Below are 18,363 nucleotides of genomic sequence, written 5' to 3' on the forward strand. Positions count from 1 at the left end.
TTTAACCTCCTTTTCTTATTTACTTTATTAGCTTTCTAAAGTTTGCCACACTCACACACACATCTTCTTTACTATTCTCCCAATTATATTCATATTCGGCAGAAAGCATCCCTTTAAACTTCTGACGTTTCAACTCGTCGATGACTCCTTGCAAAGGCAACTTACCCGTTCCCCAATGCACATCATGCGCTTTCTTATTTCCAAATTCATTCAAATCTTTAAAATGAAGATGAAAGATATGCCCTTCTAACTGTTTTAGGCAAGCGATCGGATCCAAACCTGAACGCATCCAGTGCCCTACATCTGCCGCGGCGCCCATTAGTTTGCTCCGGCCCTCTAAAGATTTTAGGACAACTTCTGGATTCCAGTATTTAGAAGGTTCTGGATGATTATGCAATGCCGCCTTAATCTGATACTTGTCACAAAGACGGGATACAATATCCAAATGAGCATCCGATGGCTCTACATTAATAACCTGTATCCCCATGTCTTTTGCAAAAGCAAAAACCTTATCCCATTCCTCGGCATCCTGCGCTCCTACCACACCGAAAGCGTGTAAAGTAACTCCTTTTTCTTTAAGAAGTTTCTTAACAAGACGTCTTCCCTCGGAGGATAACTGATAGCCCATCTTCTCCGTACTACCTGCACCGATAGTTTGTCCCGGATAGGCCTCAACATAGCCCAGATTACAGCTATCTAACTTGTCTAAAGCTTCAGCGAAGGAAAACAAACGAAAGGTATAAGCCTGTGCACCCAGCTTCCAACCGAGGCGTTCCTCTGGTCTATCTTTGGATGATTTACTACTACTGAAGGATAAAAAGAGTACCCCCAGCGCAATCACAAGCATAAATAAATTGATCTTTCTCATAAAATTTGGTTTAGATTCTAAAGAATCTAAGTTAACCATTAAATATATCGAGTGCAATTTTTACACGCTTTATAACTTCTTTTTTTCCAAGAAGTTCGGCGATAACAAATACATCTGGTCCAAATTTTCCTCCAACCAACATAATACGGAAAGGCATCATCAATTCTCCGATTTTCATTCCTGAAGCTTGTACACGTTCTTTGAAGAAAGATTCTACAACTGAAGCTTCCCAATCCAACGGTTCAAAATCCACCACAATATCTTCGAAGAATTTAGTTTTATCAGCATTCCACTTAGGCTTGACCGCATCGACATCATAACTCGCTGGTGATTGGAAAAAGAAAGAGGCCTGTCCCCAGAAATCAGACAGATAAGTCATTCTCTCCTTCACGACCGACAATACTTTAATAACAGCAGCATCTTCGACGGCAGTAGCACCATGTTCTGTTAGGCTATCCTTTACAAGTGGTAAAAGATCAGTATCAGTACTGTTTTTAATCCACTCGTGGTTGAACCATTTCGCTTTTTCAAAATCGAACTTAGCTCCTGATTTATTGATTCTCTCGACAGAGAACTTGGCAATAAGCTCAGATAATGTAAATATTTCTTGCTCCGTTCCATCATTCCAGCCCAATACCCCCAACATATTGACAAAAGCCTCTGGTAAGAAACCTAACTCTCTAAATCCTTTCGTTACATCGCCTGTTTTGGCATCGGTCCAGTTCATTGCGTATACAGGAAATCCTAACCGATCACCATCACGCTTACTCAACTTACCATTGCCATCTGGTTTTAAGATCAATGGTAGGTGTGCCCACTGCGGCATTTGATCAGCCCAGCCTAAATATTCCCAAAGCAATAAATGAACAGGAGCTGAAGGCAACCATTCCTCGCCTCTGAATATATGTGATATCTCCATTGCCCTATCATCAACAACTACTGCTAAATGATACGTAGGCATGCCATCTGCTTTCAATAAAACTTTATCATCGACTAGCTTTGTCTCAAATGAAACCCGTCCACGAATCATATCATCAAAAGAAACAGTATGGTCCTCAGGCATTTTAATGCGAATGGTATGAGGCGCATTAGCATTTAATAATTCTTGCGTCTCTTCGGCCGACAAATTCAATGAATTACGTAACCCCAGCCTATTCTCATGGGAATAACGGAAGTTAGGCTCCACCTGTCTGAGCGCATCAAGCTCCTCCGATGTATCAAAGGCATAGTAAGCATATCCTGCTGCAACCAATTGTTCTGCGTACTGTCTATAAGATGGCTTACGCTCACTTTGACGATAAGGGCCAAAAGCGCCAGGCTGGGAAGGACTCTCGTCTGGCAAGATACCACACCAAGACAGACACTCATTAATATACTCTTCTGCTCCCGGAACAAAACGAGTCTGATCGGTATCTTCAATTCTTAGGATAAATTCTCCGTCATGCTGTTTTGCAAACAGATAATTGAACAAGGCTGTGCGTACTCCACCTAAATGTAATCCTCCTGTAGGACTTGGTGCGAAGCGCACTCTAACTTTTTTCTGCGAACTCATACCGCAAAATTACTTATTTCTGAATGATTCCTGTAATATAGAATCTGTAAAGTTATAAATTAAGGCAAGCTCCTATATTTTAAAAGAAATCTTCAATAAAATCGTTATTTTGCATATCGATCCACTAAAAAATGAACCCATACAAGTATAATAAACAGGTTTGGAAAATCGTGTTGCTGTTTTTCGCGGCAATGATCGGCATCGCCTCGCTCCTATACACCAATTACCTGGTAAAAAATCTATCCACATCCGAACGGACCAAAGCAGAGGTATGGGCCATGAGCACACGGAGCATTATGTCTATGCCCGATGTAGATGACGAATTTATCAGCTTTGTCTATGCTGTACGGGATAGTCTATCACTCCCCGCAATTATTACTGATACAAAAGGAAATATTATTTTTTGGAGAGACCTAGACAGCACTAAAACGAACATAGAGACCGAAGTCGAGCATAAAAAAGGATTGGTATATGACACCGACTACTTTCAGAAGCAACTCCACACGATGAAAGGTATGCACCCCCCCATAATGTTAGATTTGGATACGGGCGAATCTTGGTTTGTCTATTACAAGGACTCCAGTGCGCTACAACAACTACGTGTATTCCCCTACATTCAACTTTCACTTATTGCCATTTTCCTGGTCATAGCCTACACCGTATTTAACTCCATCAAGAAATCGGAACAGAACCTGGTATGGGTGGGGATGGCAAAAGAAGCAGCACATCAACTAGGGACTCCTATATCTTCACTAATGGGCTGGATAGAACTCATACGGCTCAAATACAATGCTGAAAATGATGATGTGGTCAACGAAATGGAACGGGATGTAGAAAGACTGGAAATCGTAGCAGACCGATTTTCAAAAATTGGGTCTACTCCATCGCTTTCCAATCACAACGTCTACCTAGTCGTCAACGATTTTATGAACTACTTCAAAATACGAACAAGTGACAAAATCACCTTTATACTGGATGGAGACAGACATGTTGAAGCGATGTTAAATGTGCCACTATTTGATTGGATCATAGAAAATCTTTTGAAAAATGCGGTAAATGCGATTGGTACAGAGGGTACTATAAAGGTATCGATTACTGAAAATATTGCAAAAGAAGAAATTTTTATAGACATTAGTGATACGGGAAAAGGTATTCCCCGCTCAAATTTCGAAACGATATTCCAACCGGGATTCACCACCAGAAAAAGAGGATGGGGATTGGGATTGAGTCTAACTATGCGTATGGTCAGCTATCATAAAGGACAGATTTTCGTTAAAGAATCAGAAATAGGAAAAGGAACAACTTTCAGAATAATACTAAAAAGCAACTTAAAATATGAACCTACTCAAGTCTGATGAATATCCGGCCATATACGACGACTATATCGAAACGATTGTTGGCGACGTACATGAAGAGCTCGTAAATCAATTAGAGACTTTTCCGGACTTTATAAAAGCAATCCCTGAGGAACTAGGGACATACACCTATGCCGAGGGAAAATGGACCGTTAAGGAGATACTCTGCCATATCATCGACACCGAACGCGTCATGGCTTATCGCGCTTTACGCTTCGCCCGAAATGACATGACTGCCCTGGCTTCCTTTGAGCAGGATGAATTTGTTGCTAATGGCAGACATAATGAAAGGACATTCGATAGTATTATTGAAGAATTTATTATGGTTCGAAAATCAAACCTGATATTATTCGACACCTTCAATGAACACGAACTAGCTCGAAAAGGAATGGCATCCGATCGACTAATCAGTGTTCGCGCCTTTATTTATGTTGTCGCTGGACATTTAAATCATCATCGCATAATTTTACAGGAACGATATCTTAAAACTCAAGAATAAAAGACATGATTTGGTTTAGAACATACACACTGGAAGAGGTCAATACTATATTTGATAAATACATGACCAAATTGTTGGACGTAAAAGCCATCGAAATTCATGATGACAGTATTATAGCCACAATGCCCATTACGGACAATGTACGTCAGCCTTTTGGCATATTACACGGAGGGGCTTCGGTAGTATTAGCAGAATCTATAGGCAGCGTCGCTTCCAACCTAATCATTGATACCGACAAATATGCCGGCGTAGGTCTAGACATCAATGCAAACCATGTCCGGTCAGCATCCAAGGGGCTCCTTAGAGCTGTTTGCGCTCCGCTACATATTGGTAAGACCACACACGTATGGGATATTAAAATGTACGATGACAAGGACAATCTAATCTGTATTTCAAGACTTACGGTCGCTATTATTGAAAAATCAAGAGTAATGTAAAACATTTTCAATCTTAAATTGTAGTTATACTATATACCATCATTTATTGGTTATATGATACGGTTTAGGTTTATAGAGAGACGTCGCCCATCGAAGTCTCTCTATTTTTTATACTACTGCAACCGTTTGCTTGAGATATTTCTCTTCTTTAAATGAATAAATTTTATTAGTCTTGTAGTAGAAACTAAAAACCATAGGCCGGATTGATAGTCATGCATTCTATACTAGTTTCCAAAAAATATATTTTTTTATTTTAATTAAATTATGTCTTCATCAACTCAACCTAGCGCCTTAGATAATGCGCAACCTCAAAAGACTGCGTTTCTGCCTATGGCAATCTGTTGCGCTTTTTTCTTTATCCTTGGTTTTATTACATGGGCAAATGGCTCTTTAATACCATTTTCTAAAAAAGCATTCAATCTTGAGACCGATCTACAGGCCTACTTAGTAACAACAGCATCCTATATTGCTTATTTTTTCATGGCTTTACCAAGTTCCTGGATCATTAAAAAAATAGGTTTTCACAATGGTTTAGTAACATCCATCGTGGTCTTGGGAGTCGGTTCATTACTGTTCATTCCTGCAGCAGACAACAGCAGCTATGGTTTATTTTTAACAGCAATATTTGTTCAGGGTACAGGAATGGCTTTATTACAAACTGCCGTAAACCCTTACCTAAGCATTATTGGACCGATAGAAAGTGCTGCACAGCGTATTTCAATAGCTGGTGTTTTCAATAAGACGGCTGGCATTATCGCTCCTATCGTTCTAGGAACATTATTATTAAAAGGAGCTAATGCTTCTCAAGCTCGATTAGAAGCCGCTACAACAGAAGCAGAACGAAATACAATCCTGAACGAACTATTACAACAACTCCACACCCCATACATTGCACTAGCAGTCTTCCTATTTATCTTTGCTGTTATTTTGAAGTTTGTTAAACTACCAGAAGTAAATACAGAAGATGAATCCGCCGATTCAGCAGAAAAAACTAAAAAATCTATCTTCCAGTACCCACACTTATTCTTAGGTGCCCTAGCTATATTTTTCTGTGTCGGAGTAGAAGTAATGGCAGGAGATATTATAGGTACTTACGCTAGAGAGCTAGGTACAGTTCCACAGATTTTCACAGATAATGCGACTGCTTTCACCTTAGGGTTTATGTTAATTGGTTATGGAATAGGTATTGCGACTATCCCGAGATTTATTAGTCAACAAGCGGCTTTACGAATCTGTACTTCTATCGGTATATTATTTACCATTATCTCCGTATTGACCACAGGCTTGACTTCATTTTGGTTTGTAGCCTTACTGGGCTTAGCTAACTCACTAATGTGGCCAGCAATCTTCCCTCTTGGAATTAAAGGGTTAGGAAACTTTACAAAAATAGCTTCTGCCGTCATGATTATGGGTATTGCAGGTGGTGCGATTTGGCCTTTGGTATATGGATATTTAAAAGATCATTTAGGAATTGACTTTCAGCACGCATTTCTCTACACCATGGTACCAGCCTATTTATACATTATATATTTTGCTAGTTGGGGACATAAAATCGGTCAAAAACAAGCCTAATAACACTAAAAAGATATAGAAAAAGCCTCAATAATATTGAGGCTTTTTCTATGTGCTAAAGTGGTGTATTGTCCGGGGCGTGACACATGTTTTAATAGGAATATCAAACTCACCTACATCCGAGATACAATCTACCGGCTCATAATAACTTAGACCAACAGTAGCAACATCTGGTCTGCACCGAGCCAGAAAACGATCGTAAAACCCTTTCCCATATCCGACCCTATTTCCGACAATATCTACCACCAACAAGGGGACAATTACAACATCCAGTACAGACTCCTCGACCGTGACACCTCCTACCGGCTCCAGAACTCCCCATTTATTGGCTTCAAAAACAGTCTGTTCATCCCATAAGTAATGAATCATCTCATAGCTTTCAAAGTCAGAGCGTGATACAACAAACCGTACATCTGGTCGCCTATCCTGTAGCCATTCTTTAAATCTTAAAGTATCGGGTTCTTTAAATTGCTGTATAGGCAAATAGACATGTATGTAGTTTACCCCAGACCAATCCATCGTTTTCAAAGTAGCGAAAAGAGCTTCCTCAAAAGCTATCCGGGTAAGATCATCAAGTGCCAGCCGTCTTTTTTTATACAATAAGCGTAGTTCTTTCTTGGTCATCAGCACCTTAATTTGAAGATAAAAAAACGGCCTTGCAGCTGAGCGCTTACAAGACCGAATAATCAACCTAAACCTAAAATCTTTATTATTTTACACGCTCGATATAATCACCGGTTTGTGTATCAACTTTCACTTTATCTCCCTGATTAATAAAAAGAGGAACGTTAATCTCTACTCCTGTTTCTACTGTTGCTTTCTTCAAGGCGTTTGTAGATGTATCTCCTTTTACTGCAGGTTCTGTATATGTAATCTCTAGCTCTACACTCTTTGGCGTTTGGGCCATAATCGGTTCTTCACTTTCAAAGGCTACAATAACGTTCATACCTTCTTTCAAAAACCGTGCCGACTCACCAAACAAGAACTTAGGAATATTAAACTGTTCGTAGCTGATATTGTCCATAACTACGAAAAAATCCTCATCTTCGTATAGATATTGATAATCATTTGTTTCCACCCGGGCTATTTCCACAGCCTCGTCTACACGAAAACGGTATTCTACCAACTTACCAGTTTTTACATTACGCATTCTAGCTTGATAAAATGCACGTAAGTTACCTGGTGTACGGTGTATATATTCTTCTACAGCAACTAGTTCGCCGTTAAAACGCAAAATATTTCCTGATTTTACTTCTGAAGCTTTAGCCATTGGAATTGTAGTTTTTATTTTCTGCTACAAACTTAGACAAAATGCCTTGCATGTACAAGACCTTGTCATTCGATTAATTCAGTTTATTTGTAGTCTACGATAGAAAGGAGAGAGTCACAAAAGGCATATTCTTTCTCTTGATTCGAACCAATAATCAACACTCTGTCTGAGCACATGGTTTTGTGAACCAGATCAAGGTACCAAGCTTCTCCTTCCAGATCCATATTACTAGTCGGCTCATCCAAAAAGAGCAAGTTGGAATCGCTACAGCAGGCTAAAGCCAACTTGACACGCTGTTTCATACCAGATGAGAAATACTTGAGTTCTTTGTTACGGGACTTACTCAAGCCCAATAGATCTATCACGACCTCGCGGTCGAACCCCTTGAGGTAGCTTTTAAATTTAAAATGAAAATCTAAAAGTTCATTTAATGTAAACTCCTCGATAAGCTCGATGTAAGGGGCAGCAATAGAAACATGGCTATAGATCTGCTCGATTGGGATAACAACACTCGCCATAGAAAAATCGAGTGTACCCTCGCTAGGCGCGAGTTGTCCAGTCAACGTCTTGATTAACGTCGACTTGCCTGAACCATTGGGGCCTAAAATTGCATATTTTTGATTGGAAGAGAAGGTATAATCAATATTCCGAAAAATCCATTCTTGGTTAAACCTTCTCCCTAAATTATGTAAAGTTATATTCAATAATCAATCTGTTTAATTAAACACCAGTTTTACCTTGATTAAATCCTCGGACAACACCACGATTAGAGTTACGTACGAAGGCTAAAATTTCGTCCCTAAGTTCTGTCGCTTCAAACTCAGCCTCGACCAAATCCAACGCCTTAGAGAGATTTCTGTTCTGAACGAATAGCACGCGATATATATTCTGAATCTCTGCAATTTGTTCAGAAGTATACCCTCTTCTTCGCAAACCTACAGAGTTGACCCCAGCGTACGAAATAGGCTCACGAGCTGCTTTTATAAATGGAGGCACATCCTTACGGACCAAAGTACCACCAGTAACAAAGGCATGCGAGCCGATCTGACAGAATTGATGAACAGCGACTAACCCTGCGAGGACGACATAATCTCCAACAGTGATATGTCCAGCCAAAGTACTCGAATTAGAGAAGATACAATTATCTCCAATAATACAATCATGGGCAATATGACTGTAAGCCTGAATCAAACAATTTTTTCCTATCACGGTTTTGTACCGGTCCCGTGTTCCCCTATTAATGGTAACACATTCGCGAATCGTTGTATTATCGCCAATTTCTGCGGTCGTAATCTCCCCCTCAAACTTTAAATCTTGAGGTTCTCCGGAAATAACCGCTCCAGGGAATATCTTACAATTCTTACCGATCCGAGCACCATCCATGATAGTAACATTCGAACCTATCCAAGTACCTTCACCGATCACAACATCTTTGTGGATGGTACTAAAAGGCTCTATGACTACATTTGAAGCTATTTTAGCATCAGGATGTATATATGACAACGGTTGTATCATTTATTTAAATTATTGTCTTACTTAACTTTTATAATTTGTGCCATTAGTTCCGCTTCACAGACAATCTTCTCGCCGACCATCCCCACTCCCTTCATACGGGCAATACCTCGACGAATAGGCTCCATCAACTCGCAACTGTAAATAATAGTATCACCAGGGACGACTTGATTTTTAAACCGTGCACTTTCTATTTTTAAGAACAATGTTAACCAATTTTCTGGATCTGGTACAGTGTTAAGCACCAGTATCCCGCCAGTCTGTGCCATTCCTTCTATTCGCAATACTCCTGGAAAGATAGGCATCCCTGGAAAGTGCCCCATGAACAAGTCCTCATTCATAGTGACATTTTTCAAACCCACCACATGTGTATCAGAAAGTTCCAATATCTTATCAATCATCAAAAAAGGCTGACGATGTGGCAAGATACTCATAATCTGAACCGTGTCGTACACAGGTGTAGCATGAATATCATAGGTGTTTATTTTCTTCTTAGCTTTATCACGCTTAATCTGATTTTTTATCCGTTTAGCAAAAGCAACATTAGCAGCATGCCCTGGCCTTGCAGCCATGATATGTCCTTTCAAAGGACGTCCAACTAATGCCAAATCACCTATCATATCCAATAATTTGTGGCGTGCCGGCTCATTCTGATACCTTAATTGGATATTATCCAAAATCCCTTCGTCGGCAACGGTAACCTTTTTATTAAACAAACTCTGCAATTTATCTAATTCTTCGGTACTCACCTCTTTATCCACTATAACGATAGCATTGGACAAATCGCCACCTTTTATCAAATTATTATTTACAAGTGCCTCTAACTCATGCAAAAAACAAAACGTACGGGATGAAGATATTTCTTTCTCAAACTCTTCTATCTGGCTAATAGATGCATGTTGACTACCTAAGACAGGAGAATTGAAGTCAATCATACAAGTCAATCGATAACCATCCAAAGGCATACCTACAATTTCAACCTTACGATCTCCATCTACATAGTGTATATTTTCTTTGATTTCATAGAAGTCGCGATCAGCATCTTGATCTACAAAGCCTATCTCTTTTAGTTTTTGCAAGAAAATAGTCGAACTTCCATCCAAGATAGGGACTTCAGGTCCATTCAAGTCAATCAGAACATTATCGATCTGAAGACCAATCAGTGCTGCCATTAAATGTTCTATTGTACTTACCGAGGCTCCATTCTCAGAAATTGTAGTCCCTCGAGATGTATCAGTTACATTATCAGCATCAACAGATATAACAGGCTGTCCATCTAAATCAATACGTCTAAATTTGAACCAATGATTCTCAGGAGCCGGCTTTATAGTCAAGGTAACTGATGTACCAGTATGCAAGCCCACACCAGAAATAGTTAGTTCAGATTTAATAGTCCGTTGCTTCGCGTTCATTTCCTCCATACTTATGGCTATTGGTTTTATTGTTTGTCTTTAAGTTTTTGTTCCAGTTCAGCTATTCGTTTTTCTAGGCTAGGTAGTTTTGCAAAAACTACCTGCGAACGAAGATGACTGGTATAAGGGGCGAATGGAGTACCGCCCCATTTCATATTTTCCTCTTTAATACTTTTATTAATTCCAGACTGTGCCTGGATCTGTGTCCCATTGGCAATAGTAATATGTCCGACCACACCAACCTGTCCACCCAAAATCACATTACTACCAACCTTTGTACTACCCGATATACCAGTTTGAGCCGCTACAACAGTATTTTCTCCGATATCCACGTTATGTGCTACCTGAATCAAATTATCCAACTTCACCCCTTTACGGACAACAGTCGATCCCATTGTCGCTCTATCTACCACGGTATTCGATCCTATCTCGACATTATCTTCAATTATCACATTACCGATTTGAGGCACCTTATCATAAGTTCCGTCAGGTTGTGGTGCGAAACCAAAACCATCACTACCGATGACCACACCAGCATGTAAAATCACATTAGCACCGATTACACAATCATAATAAACAGTAACACCTGGAAACAGGACACTATCGTCTCCAATGGTAACATTATCACCTATGTAAACACGTGGATATATCTTTACATTATTTCCAATCTTCACGTCACGCCCTACATATGCAAAAGCACCTATATATTCCCCCTCACCAATCTGTGCAGTATCATGGATATATATCTGCTCATCTCTTCCAGAACGATCATTACGCAACGAATGATAGATCTTAAGCAATTCTGAAAATGCAGAATAAGCATCACTAACCCTTATTAGGGTACAGTTGACGGCTTTTTGCAAAACTAAACTTTGGTTGACGATAACAACCGCAGATTTAGTCGTATATATAAAGTGTTCGTATTTAGGATTAGATAGAAACGACAACGTCTCGGCAGACCCTTCCTCAATTTTTGCCAATTGAGAAACAGAAACATTAGGATTCCCCTCTATTGTTCCGTTTAGTAATGTTGCTATTTGTTCAGCTGTAAATTGCATTTAACTACAAATGTATCTTTTTTTCCCAATTTGTTTCCAACTTTTTTATTCCGAGGGTCTATTCCACAGCCCTTAACTCTTTCGGATAAGTCAACGCATACTTTACCACACGTCTAGACAAAGCCTCCAAATTCGACAAATCAGAGGCCTCGGCAATCTCCATCAGCTCGCCCCGATTATTTAAAATCTTAATCGGCTCTTTTTCGGCATTATAGGCAGAGTTTTGTACTTCTTGATGATAGACAAGATAATCGACATCGCCATCCTCTAACTGAAAGTGTTCTTTAGCCTTTCTTTTCACATCGTCAATCTCTTCTTGTTCAAAACTGTAGGATCTCATCTCCGTAACAAAAAGATTTCGGCGCAATAGTCGCTGACACAACATTCGCAATACAGCATCGTTATGTGTCTCCCACGCCTTGATAGCCGATAAGATATCGGTATCATCCAATTTTGTAAACCAGTCTAAATGTGCGGGATCTTTCACGAAGGAAACCGCATCCAACTGGCCGTACAAAAAATGGGCGAACGCTGGAGATGCAGACAACACCTCTCCCTTCTGACACAGCATCCTAGCTCTCTTTAATGTTTTAATCAACATTTGCTCAGCCGAAATCACTGTTTTGTGTAGATAAACCTGCCAATACATTAAACGACGGGCAATCAAAAACTTCTCTACCGAATAAATACCTTTTGCCTCGACGACAAGCTCATCATCCTTTACGGACAGCATTTTGATAATACGGTCAAAAGATATTACGCCTTCAGATACACCAGTAAAGAAACTATCTCTATTCAGATAATCCATTCGATCTGTATCCAACTGCCCAGAGACTAACTGGTGCAAGAACTTACGCGGGTATTGATTGTTAAAAATAATAATGGCTAAGGACAAACGACCATCAAATTCCTTATTAAGGCGATCCATCAAAAGAGCGGAAATCATTTCATGTGAAACCCCTTCAATCAACGAGTGCTCTAAAGAATGGCTAAAAGGACCATGACCAATATCATGCAACAAAATAGCAATTAAGGCTGCTTCCTCTTCTTCCATACTAATAGCGACATCTTTACTTCTCAAAGTGTCTATCGCCAACTGCATAAGATGCATCGCCCCAATGACGTGTTGAAAACGAGTATGTAACGCTCCTGGATACACCATATGCGTCATACTGACTTGCTTGATATACCGAAGACGTTGGAGATATGGATGCTCGATTAAATCAAAAATCAATCCTGACGGAATTGTAACAAAGCCGTAAACAGGATCATTAATGATTTTTTTCTTGTTCAATCCTACTAATCTTTAAGAGTTTTCGTAATTTTATACTTGTCGAATAAAAACGACAAGCCCATCATCTAAGATAAGCGCAAAGATACACACAATGCCGTTAATTAATGTTAAAAAATAGCGTTTTGTCCGGATTCTAGTTAGGTTAGTTTCAAATATAAGTTTATATTGACAACTGACTTTCTACTTATTCAAATTCTGCTAACCTTATTGGGTGTTTTTCTTGATATATGGCAGTAAATATGATATAGCATAAAACAAAAATGGCAAAAACACATATACTTTGGGCGGATGATGAAATTGAATTTCTAAAACCTCATATTCTTCTGCTCGAAGAACGAGGGTTTAAAGTACATACCGTCAACAATGGAAATGACGCTGTCGATGCCTTTAAGCAAGAACCCTTTGATCTCGTGTTCTTGGACGAGAACATGCCTGGTCTAACCGGATTAGAAACACTCAGTATTCTTAAAGCTATCAATCCAACAACGCCAACAATACTAGTTACCAAGAATGAAGAAGAGCACCTCATGGAAGATGCTATAGGTGCCAAGATCGATGATTACCTAATCAAACCGGTCAACCCTAAGCAAATTCTATTGACTATAAAAAAGTTTACGGAAAACAAGCGGATCGTCAGCGAGAAAACCTCCATGGCCTACCAGCAGGAGTTTAGAAACCTAGGCATGATCATCAATAATGACCTGTCTTTTGAAGAATGGACCGAAGCTTATAAAAAACTAATCTACTGGGAGCTCTCTTTAGGAAAACTCGAAGACGACAGCATGCATGAGATATTAACCATGCAAAAAGCGGATGCAAACGCTACGTTTTCGAAATTTATAGAGAACAACTATTTGAAATGGATGAAGAATCCGGAAAGTAGCCCAACACTCTCCCATCAATTATTTAGAAAAAAGGTATTCCCAAATCTCCAACCGGAGAAACCGACTTTTTTCTTCTTAATAGACAATTTACGCTATGACCAATGGAAAGTAATCAACGATGTGATCACCGATTATTTCCGACTTGAAGAAGAAGACAGTTACTACAGCATACTACCAACCGCAACACAATATGCCCGCAATGCCATATTTAGTGGCCTCACTCCATTGGAAATGGAAAAGCGTTTTCCAGATCTCTGGCAAAATGACGAAGACGAGGGTGGTAAAAACATGCACGAAGATAAGTTCTTAGCCGACCAGATAAAGCGCCTTTACAGACGAGACATCAAACATAGCTACACCAAAGTACTCACCCTAGACCAAGGAAAAGAGGTCATGGACAATATTAGCAACTACATGCAGAACGACCTCAATATACTGGTATACAACTTTGTAGACATGCTATCCCATGCACGAACAGACATGGCAATGATTAGAGAACTGGCCAATGATGAGGCAGCATATCGTTCGCTCACCCTGTCCTGGTTCGAACACTCCCCATTACTGGATGTACTAAAATGGTTGTCGCAGAAAAAAGTTAGGGTCGTCATTACAACCGACCACGGCACAATTCAGGTAAAAAAACCAAGTAAAGTCGTAGGTTATAGAAATACAAACACCAACCTCAGATACAAACAAGGGAAAAACCTCAACTATGTAGAGAAAGACGTTTTCACCATCCGTAACCCCCATGATGCGCAATTACCAAAACTACATGTAAGTTCTACGTTTGTGTTTGCAAAGGAAGAAATCTACTTTGTCTACCCCAACAACTACAATCAATTTGTCAACTACTATAATGGCACGTTCCAACACGGAGGAATCTCTCTGGAAGAAATGATTATCCCTTATGCTACTTATATTCCAAAATAGGTATTTTTGTCTATTATGGAAATCAATGTAAAAGACTTAACGGAATTAAACGGAGCCGCATCTCAGATTATAAAGAAGTATCCTGAAAATCGGATATTCCTTTTTTATGGAACAATGGGAGCTGGAAAGACGACTTTAATAAACGAACTGTGCCAACAGCTCGGCGTCAAAGACCATACATCCAGTCCCACCTTTTCTATTGTAAACGAATACGCCTCTGATCATGGGCCAATTTTCCATTTCGACTTTTATAGATTGAAATCAGAAGCTGAAGCCTTTGATTTCGGCTACGAAGAATACTTCTATTCTGGGAATTATTGCTTTGTAGAGTGGCCAGAAAAAATCCCCAATTTGCTACCAGACGACGCAATAAAGGTCACTATTAGAGTGCCGGACTTTCAAACACGGACCGTAACTATTGAGAAAAAATAATTTTTTTCAATAGCTGGTGCAACCTTTCTTTCCTTCATCTCGTCTTCCTATTAACTAACATGAATTAATTGGAAAATAGCAATCTAAATATAATATGGCAAGCCTGCAAAAAGCAAGACAGAAGAGCTCAAGCTACATTATATGACTATTTTTCAAAAAAAATGTTGGCCGTATGCATGCGATATGCAAACACGACACTTGAAGCAGAAGATATACTTCAGAACGGCTTTGTTAATATTTTCACCAAATACCATCTGTATGATGGCAAAGGTTCCCTAGAAGGATGGATCAAAAGAATCATGATCAATGTCGCTATCGAAACACACCGAAAAAACAAGGGAAAAGCAACAGAGTCAATCGATAGCAACGAGTCACTACAGCTAACAAGCCATGTTGGTGCGGATCAGACGGCATACAAGGATTTGATGACACTGGTTCAGCAACTGCCTACAGGCTATAGGACTATTTTCAACCTCTATGCCATAGAAGGGTATTCGCATAAGGAAATTGCAGAAATGATGGAGATATCAGAAGGAAATTCCAAATCTCAACTTTCCAGAGCTAGGCAATGGTTACAAAATAGATTAGTAAAATTAACGTACTAACTTATCATGAAAGAAGAAGACATCGACAAGTTGTTTAAGAACGCTTTTCATGAAGCAGAAGAAACACCAAACAAAAACGTCTGGCAACGGATTGAAAAACAACTAGACGAACACAATACAACAGTCCACATTATACCCCGAAGGTATACTTGGATCAAATATGCCGCTGCGGCACTCATACTCCTAGGCACGACCCTGGTGTTATTGAAAATAAACTATACTACAAAGCTACCTTCTGCGGATAAAGAGACAAACATAACAGCAGGATCGACAACAGATAATATCACAATAGCCGAGCCTATCGAGCGAGGAGCAGCTTTAGTAAATGAAAAGGAGATTCAAAATTACACCAAGCCTAAACTCTCACAGCAAATTAGCGCTACAAAACAGACACAGTTCGTAAGCAACAAGTCGGATAGATCAACGCAACAACAGCGAATAAACATTGAGTTGGCAACAAATAATCTAGAAGAAACAAAGCCCAACTCCACAAACATTAAAGATATCCAACAAGTTAATCTAGCGGATATCCCCGTCAGACAAGTCACAGAAATGGAAGCAATAAAGCCGTTAATAGATCTAGATGAGGATCTAGAAGTCATGTATGCACAAGCTCCACATGAAACAGCAAATAAAAGCATAGTCACAACAATACTGAACACTATCTCAGAGAAGCTCGAAGTAAGCCCTACAAAGGATGTTCGATTCCGCACTGATGAAGAAGGTTCCTTCCGTATTGATATAATTAATTCACTAGTCAGAAACCGTAATAAAAAAAAATAGAACGATGAAAGCATGCACTCTTAAGTATGGAATTTTGGGATTAGTATTCACCTCTTTGGCATTATCTCCAGCTCGAGGACAAGAGCATTCTGAACGCCGAGAAAAAGACTTAGATATCAGTATCGGTATCAAAGATGAACCGAACAAAACCAAATATCCCAGAACATTCGGGGGAGTGACATTTACCCGTATTGATTGGGGATTCTCTAGAATAATGGATGATGGAAAATTTACCCTTTCAGAAGAAAATGACTTCCTAGCTTATAAAAAAGCATCCAATTTTGGATTTGACATTCTTCAATTTGGTGTCCGTCTCAATGACAATTTCAAAACCTACCTATCGGCAGGGTTCGAATGGAACTACTTACGTTTGAAGAAAAACGTTCTATTGGCAGAAGACACACAATCGCTATCTTACCAAGAGATAGATCCCAAAGAGATAAACTACAGCAAGAACGTACTGACTTCTACTTACCTTAGACTCCCTCTTTCTATGGAATGGCGTAGTGCCCAAAACAGCAAAGGTGACCGCGTCAAAGTCGCTTTTGGCGCAATGACTGGAATCTTACTAAAAGGTAGCCAAAGATTAAAAAGCAAAGAACAGGGAAAACAAACGTTTAAGGACAACTTCAACCTAGCAAGCTTTCAATATGGACCTTTTGTGCGTGTAGGCTATGATTGCTTTGGTATTTTTGCCAAATACTACGTAAATGATGTCTTTGAAAATAGCCCCGACCAAAAAGGTCTGAATAATTTCACATTTGGGCTTACCCTAGGTTTTTAGACCTTAATCGAAAAATATCACTACTTTTATGCCGAAATCACATTTCGGCATTTTTTATGGCTCATTCTAAATCTTCTTGTCAATATATTCCTTCTGATGTACAAAAACCGGACGTATCTCTAATCCATGGAAGAGATATAAGTAGTGTATTTGAAAGCAAAGAACGTGTAATCGCAGTAGATCATGTCGATTTTGACATTGAGCAGGGTCAAATAACGGCTATAATAGGTGAGTCCGGCAGTGGCAAAAGTACGTTACTAAAATTGATATATGGCTTATTGGAACCTTTTTCCGGAGAAGTACGTTATAAAGGGTGGTTGGTGCCCACCCGTAAAGATAAACTCATACCCGGACATGATGCTATGAAGCTAGTCTCGCAAGGGTTTGAAGATTTAAACCTATATGCAAAAGTTTGGGACAACATAGCATCACAATTACCCAACACCAACCTAGACTACAAAAAGTCGAGGACAGAAGAGATGTTGGTCCGCTTAAAAATAAATCACCTCGCTCAGCAACGGGTAGCAGACCTCAGCGGAGGTGAACGTCAACGTGTAGCCATAGCACGCGCATTGATCAATGATCCCGAAGTATTATTGATGGATGAACCATTCAATCAGGTAGATGCAGCTTTTAGAGACGACCTACAGCAGGATATACGGCAAATTGTCGAAGAATTAGGTCTCACGGTCATACTTGTCTCACACGATCCGGCAGAGGTGTTGGCTATGGCAGACAGTCTAATCGTCATGAAAGCAGGGAAGATTGTAGACCTAGGTTCGCCAGAGGTACTTTATTATACCCCAAAAAACCCCTACACAGCACTCTTACTTGCTAAAAGCAATATACTCACCCCTGAGCAAGCAAATACCATAGGGATAAAAGTCATGCAACCTATTGCCATTCATCAGGAATGGATTGAAGCAACTCCTTCTTCCGACAGCATATTATGGATAAAAAATATTCGGTTTAGAGGATTTTACAAAGAGTATGTGATAGGTAATAATGATCTATCAATACATGCCATTGTAAACACAAGCTCTCCATTCCCTACAGGAACTAAGATAAAACTTGATATTAAGAAATATATTACTTTTACTTCAGCGGATTAATAGC

At 39.5% G+C, this 18,363-nt stretch carries 19 protein-coding genes; 10 read left to right on the plus strand and 9 right to left on the minus strand.

Features of this window, described 5'->3' with window-relative positions; genetic code table 11:
* Window positions 1–19: 19 nt before the first annotated feature.
* Both JKG64_RS17885 and gltX read right to left on the minus strand, forming a co-directional pair.
* Window positions 20–868 carry a sugar phosphate isomerase/epimerase family protein gene (locus tag JKG64_RS17885; RefSeq protein WP_210355632.1) on the minus strand — a complete coding sequence of 283 codons (849 nt, stop codon included), beginning with the start codon at window positions 866–868 and terminating at the stop codon, window positions 20–22.
* A gap of 31 nt (window positions 869–899) precedes the next feature.
* The gene (gene gltX / locus JKG64_RS17890; RefSeq protein WP_210355633.1) at window positions 900–2,420 is read right to left on the minus strand and encodes a glutamate--tRNA ligase; all 1,521 of its coding nucleotides are present in this window, start codon (window positions 2,418–2,420) and stop codon (window positions 900–902) included.
* A 131-nt stretch (window positions 2,421–2,551) separates the two neighbouring features.
* Between gltX and JKG64_RS17895 the strand changes: the two genes are divergently transcribed.
* From JKG64_RS17895 to JKG64_RS17910, 4 genes are all read left to right on the plus strand, one after another.
* Complete coding sequence (locus JKG64_RS17895) at window positions 2,552–3,775, plus strand: sensor histidine kinase (protein ID WP_210355634.1); 1,224 nt, start codon at window positions 2,552–2,554, stop codon at window positions 3,773–3,775.
* On the plus strand, window positions 3,756–4,274 hold the full coding sequence (locus tag JKG64_RS17900) for a DinB family protein (protein WP_210355635.1): 519 nt from the start codon (window positions 3,756–3,758) through the stop codon (window positions 4,272–4,274). The genes JKG64_RS17895 and JKG64_RS17900 overlap by 20 nt, the downstream gene beginning before the upstream one ends.
* Window positions 4,275–4,279: 5 nt before the next feature.
* A complete protein-coding gene (locus JKG64_RS17905; protein ID WP_210355636.1) occupies window positions 4,280–4,711 on the plus strand; it encodes a hotdog fold thioesterase in 432 nt (143 codons plus the stop codon).
* A gap of 264 nt (window positions 4,712–4,975) precedes the next feature.
* Window positions 4,976–6,283, plus strand: a complete 1,308-nt coding sequence (locus JKG64_RS17910; RefSeq protein ID WP_246512657.1) for a sugar MFS transporter — start codon at window positions 4,976–4,978, stop codon at window positions 6,281–6,283.
* Between the two features lie 48 nt (window positions 6,284–6,331).
* On the opposite strand, the gene JKG64_RS17915 is transcribed toward JKG64_RS17910, so the two are convergent.
* From JKG64_RS17915 to JKG64_RS17945, 7 genes are all read right to left on the minus strand, one after another.
* Window positions 6,332–6,907 (minus strand): 5-formyltetrahydrofolate cyclo-ligase, encoded by a 576-nt coding sequence (locus JKG64_RS17915; protein ID WP_210355637.1) that lies wholly within the window; start codon window positions 6,905–6,907, stop codon window positions 6,332–6,334.
* 85 nt (window positions 6,908–6,992) lie between these two features.
* Window positions 6,993–7,553 (minus strand): elongation factor P, encoded by a 561-nt coding sequence (gene efp / locus JKG64_RS17920; protein ID WP_210355638.1) that lies wholly within the window; start codon window positions 7,551–7,553, stop codon window positions 6,993–6,995.
* Window positions 7,554–7,636: 83 nt separating this feature from the next.
* Window positions 7,637–8,257, minus strand: a complete 621-nt coding sequence (locus tag JKG64_RS17925) for an ABC transporter ATP-binding protein (protein WP_210355639.1) — start codon at window positions 8,255–8,257, stop codon at window positions 7,637–7,639.
* A gap of 16 nt (window positions 8,258–8,273) precedes the next feature.
* Entirely contained in the window at window positions 8,274–9,068 is a 795-nt protein-coding gene (lpxA, locus tag JKG64_RS17930; RefSeq protein WP_133585763.1) for an acyl-ACP--UDP-N-acetylglucosamine O-acyltransferase, read from the minus strand.
* Window positions 9,069–9,085: 17 nt separating this feature from the next.
* Window positions 9,086–10,477, minus strand: coding sequence for a bifunctional UDP-3-O-[3-hydroxymyristoyl] N-acetylglucosamine deacetylase/3-hydroxyacyl-ACP dehydratase (locus JKG64_RS17935; RefSeq protein ID WP_210355808.1), 1,392 nt, complete (start codon window positions 10,475–10,477; stop codon window positions 9,086–9,088).
* 26 nt (window positions 10,478–10,503) lie between these two features.
* On the minus strand, window positions 10,504–11,535 hold the full coding sequence (gene lpxD / locus JKG64_RS17940; protein ID WP_210355640.1) for a UDP-3-O-(3-hydroxymyristoyl)glucosamine N-acyltransferase: 1,032 nt from the start codon (window positions 11,533–11,535) through the stop codon (window positions 10,504–10,506).
* A gap of 58 nt (window positions 11,536–11,593) precedes the next feature.
* Window positions 11,594–12,829, minus strand: coding sequence for an HD domain-containing protein (locus JKG64_RS17945; protein ID WP_210355641.1), 1,236 nt, complete (start codon window positions 12,827–12,829; stop codon window positions 11,594–11,596).
* 260 nt (window positions 12,830–13,089) lie between these two features.
* On the opposite strand from JKG64_RS17945, the gene porX reads away from it, so the two are divergent.
* From porX to JKG64_RS17975, 6 genes are all read left to right on the plus strand, one after another.
* Window positions 13,090–14,643: a T9SS response regulator signal transducer PorX gene (gene porX, locus JKG64_RS17950; RefSeq protein ID WP_210355642.1), complete on the plus strand. Its 1,554-nt coding sequence runs from the start codon at window positions 13,090–13,092 to the stop codon at window positions 14,641–14,643.
* Between the two features lie 15 nt (window positions 14,644–14,658).
* Complete coding sequence (gene tsaE / locus JKG64_RS17955) at window positions 14,659–15,075, plus strand: tRNA (adenosine(37)-N6)-threonylcarbamoyltransferase complex ATPase subunit type 1 TsaE (RefSeq protein ID WP_210355643.1); 417 nt, start codon at window positions 14,659–14,661, stop codon at window positions 15,073–15,075.
* A 68-nt stretch (window positions 15,076–15,143) separates the two neighbouring features.
* Window positions 15,144–15,680 carry an RNA polymerase sigma factor gene (locus JKG64_RS17960; RefSeq protein ID WP_210355644.1) on the plus strand — a complete coding sequence of 179 codons (537 nt, stop codon included), beginning with the start codon at window positions 15,144–15,146 and terminating at the stop codon, window positions 15,678–15,680.
* A gap of 6 nt (window positions 15,681–15,686) precedes the next feature.
* Window positions 15,687–16,463 carry a hypothetical protein gene (locus JKG64_RS17965; RefSeq protein ID WP_210355645.1) on the plus strand — a complete coding sequence of 259 codons (777 nt, stop codon included), beginning with the start codon at window positions 15,687–15,689 and terminating at the stop codon, window positions 16,461–16,463.
* A gap of 4 nt (window positions 16,464–16,467) precedes the next feature.
* Window positions 16,468–17,247 carry an outer membrane beta-barrel protein gene (locus JKG64_RS17970; protein WP_210355646.1) on the plus strand — a complete coding sequence of 260 codons (780 nt, stop codon included), beginning with the start codon at window positions 16,468–16,470 and terminating at the stop codon, window positions 17,245–17,247.
* Window positions 17,248–17,303: 56 nt separating this feature from the next.
* Window positions 17,304–18,359, plus strand: a complete 1,056-nt coding sequence (locus JKG64_RS17975; protein WP_210355647.1) for an ABC transporter ATP-binding protein — start codon at window positions 17,304–17,306, stop codon at window positions 18,357–18,359.
* The last annotated feature ends 4 nt before the right edge of the window (window positions 18,360–18,363 follow it).

The sequence above is a fragment of the Sphingobacterium tabacisoli genome (assembly GCF_017908035.1).
Taxonomy (GTDB): Bacteria; Bacteroidota; Bacteroidia; order Sphingobacteriales; family Sphingobacteriaceae; genus Sphingobacterium; species Sphingobacterium tabacisoli.

Bases quoted from the DNA above. Each gene is read 5' to 3' on its own strand.
- JKG64_RS17885 (WP_210355632.1), bottom strand. From the start codon at position 868: ATGAGAAAGATCAATTTATTTATGCTTGTGATTGCGCTGGGGGTACTC.
- gltX (WP_210355633.1), bottom strand. From the start codon at position 2,420: ATGAGTTCGCAGAAAAAAGTTAGAGTGCGCTTCGCACCAAGTCCTACA.
- JKG64_RS17895 (WP_210355634.1), top strand. From the start codon at position 2,552: ATGAACCCATACAAGTATAATAAACAGGTTTGGAAAATCGTGTTGCTG.
- JKG64_RS17900 (WP_210355635.1), top strand. From the start codon at position 3,756: ATGAACCTACTCAAGTCTGATGAATATCCGGCCATATACGACGACTAT.
- JKG64_RS17905 (WP_210355636.1), top strand. From the start codon at position 4,280: ATGATTTGGTTTAGAACATACACACTGGAAGAGGTCAATACTATATTT.
- JKG64_RS17910 (WP_246512657.1), top strand. From the start codon at position 4,976: ATGTCTTCATCAACTCAACCTAGCGCCTTAGATAATGCGCAACCTCAA.
- JKG64_RS17915 (WP_210355637.1), bottom strand. From the start codon at position 6,907: ATGACCAAGAAAGAACTACGCTTATTGTATAAAAAAAGACGGCTGGCA.
- efp (WP_210355638.1), bottom strand. From the start codon at position 7,553: ATGGCTAAAGCTTCAGAAGTAAAATCAGGAAATATTTTGCGTTTTAAC.
- lpxA (WP_133585763.1), bottom strand. From the start codon at position 9,068: ATGATACAACCGTTGTCATATATACATCCTGATGCTAAAATAGCTTCA.
- JKG64_RS17935 (WP_210355808.1), bottom strand. From the start codon at position 10,477: ATGAACGCGAAGCAACGGACTATTAAATCTGAACTAACTATTTCTGGT.
- lpxD (WP_210355640.1), bottom strand. From the start codon at position 11,535: ATGCAATTTACAGCTGAACAAATAGCAACATTACTAAACGGAACAATA.
- porX (WP_210355642.1), top strand. From the start codon at position 13,090: ATGGCAAAAACACATATACTTTGGGCGGATGATGAAATTGAATTTCTA.
- tsaE (WP_210355643.1), top strand. From the start codon at position 14,659: ATGGAAATCAATGTAAAAGACTTAACGGAATTAAACGGAGCCGCATCT.
- JKG64_RS17965 (WP_210355645.1), top strand. From the start codon at position 15,687: ATGAAAGAAGAAGACATCGACAAGTTGTTTAAGAACGCTTTTCATGAA.
- JKG64_RS17970 (WP_210355646.1), top strand. From the start codon at position 16,468: ATGAAAGCATGCACTCTTAAGTATGGAATTTTGGGATTAGTATTCACC.
- JKG64_RS17975 (WP_210355647.1), top strand. From the start codon at position 17,304: ATGGCTCATTCTAAATCTTCTTGTCAATATATTCCTTCTGATGTACAA.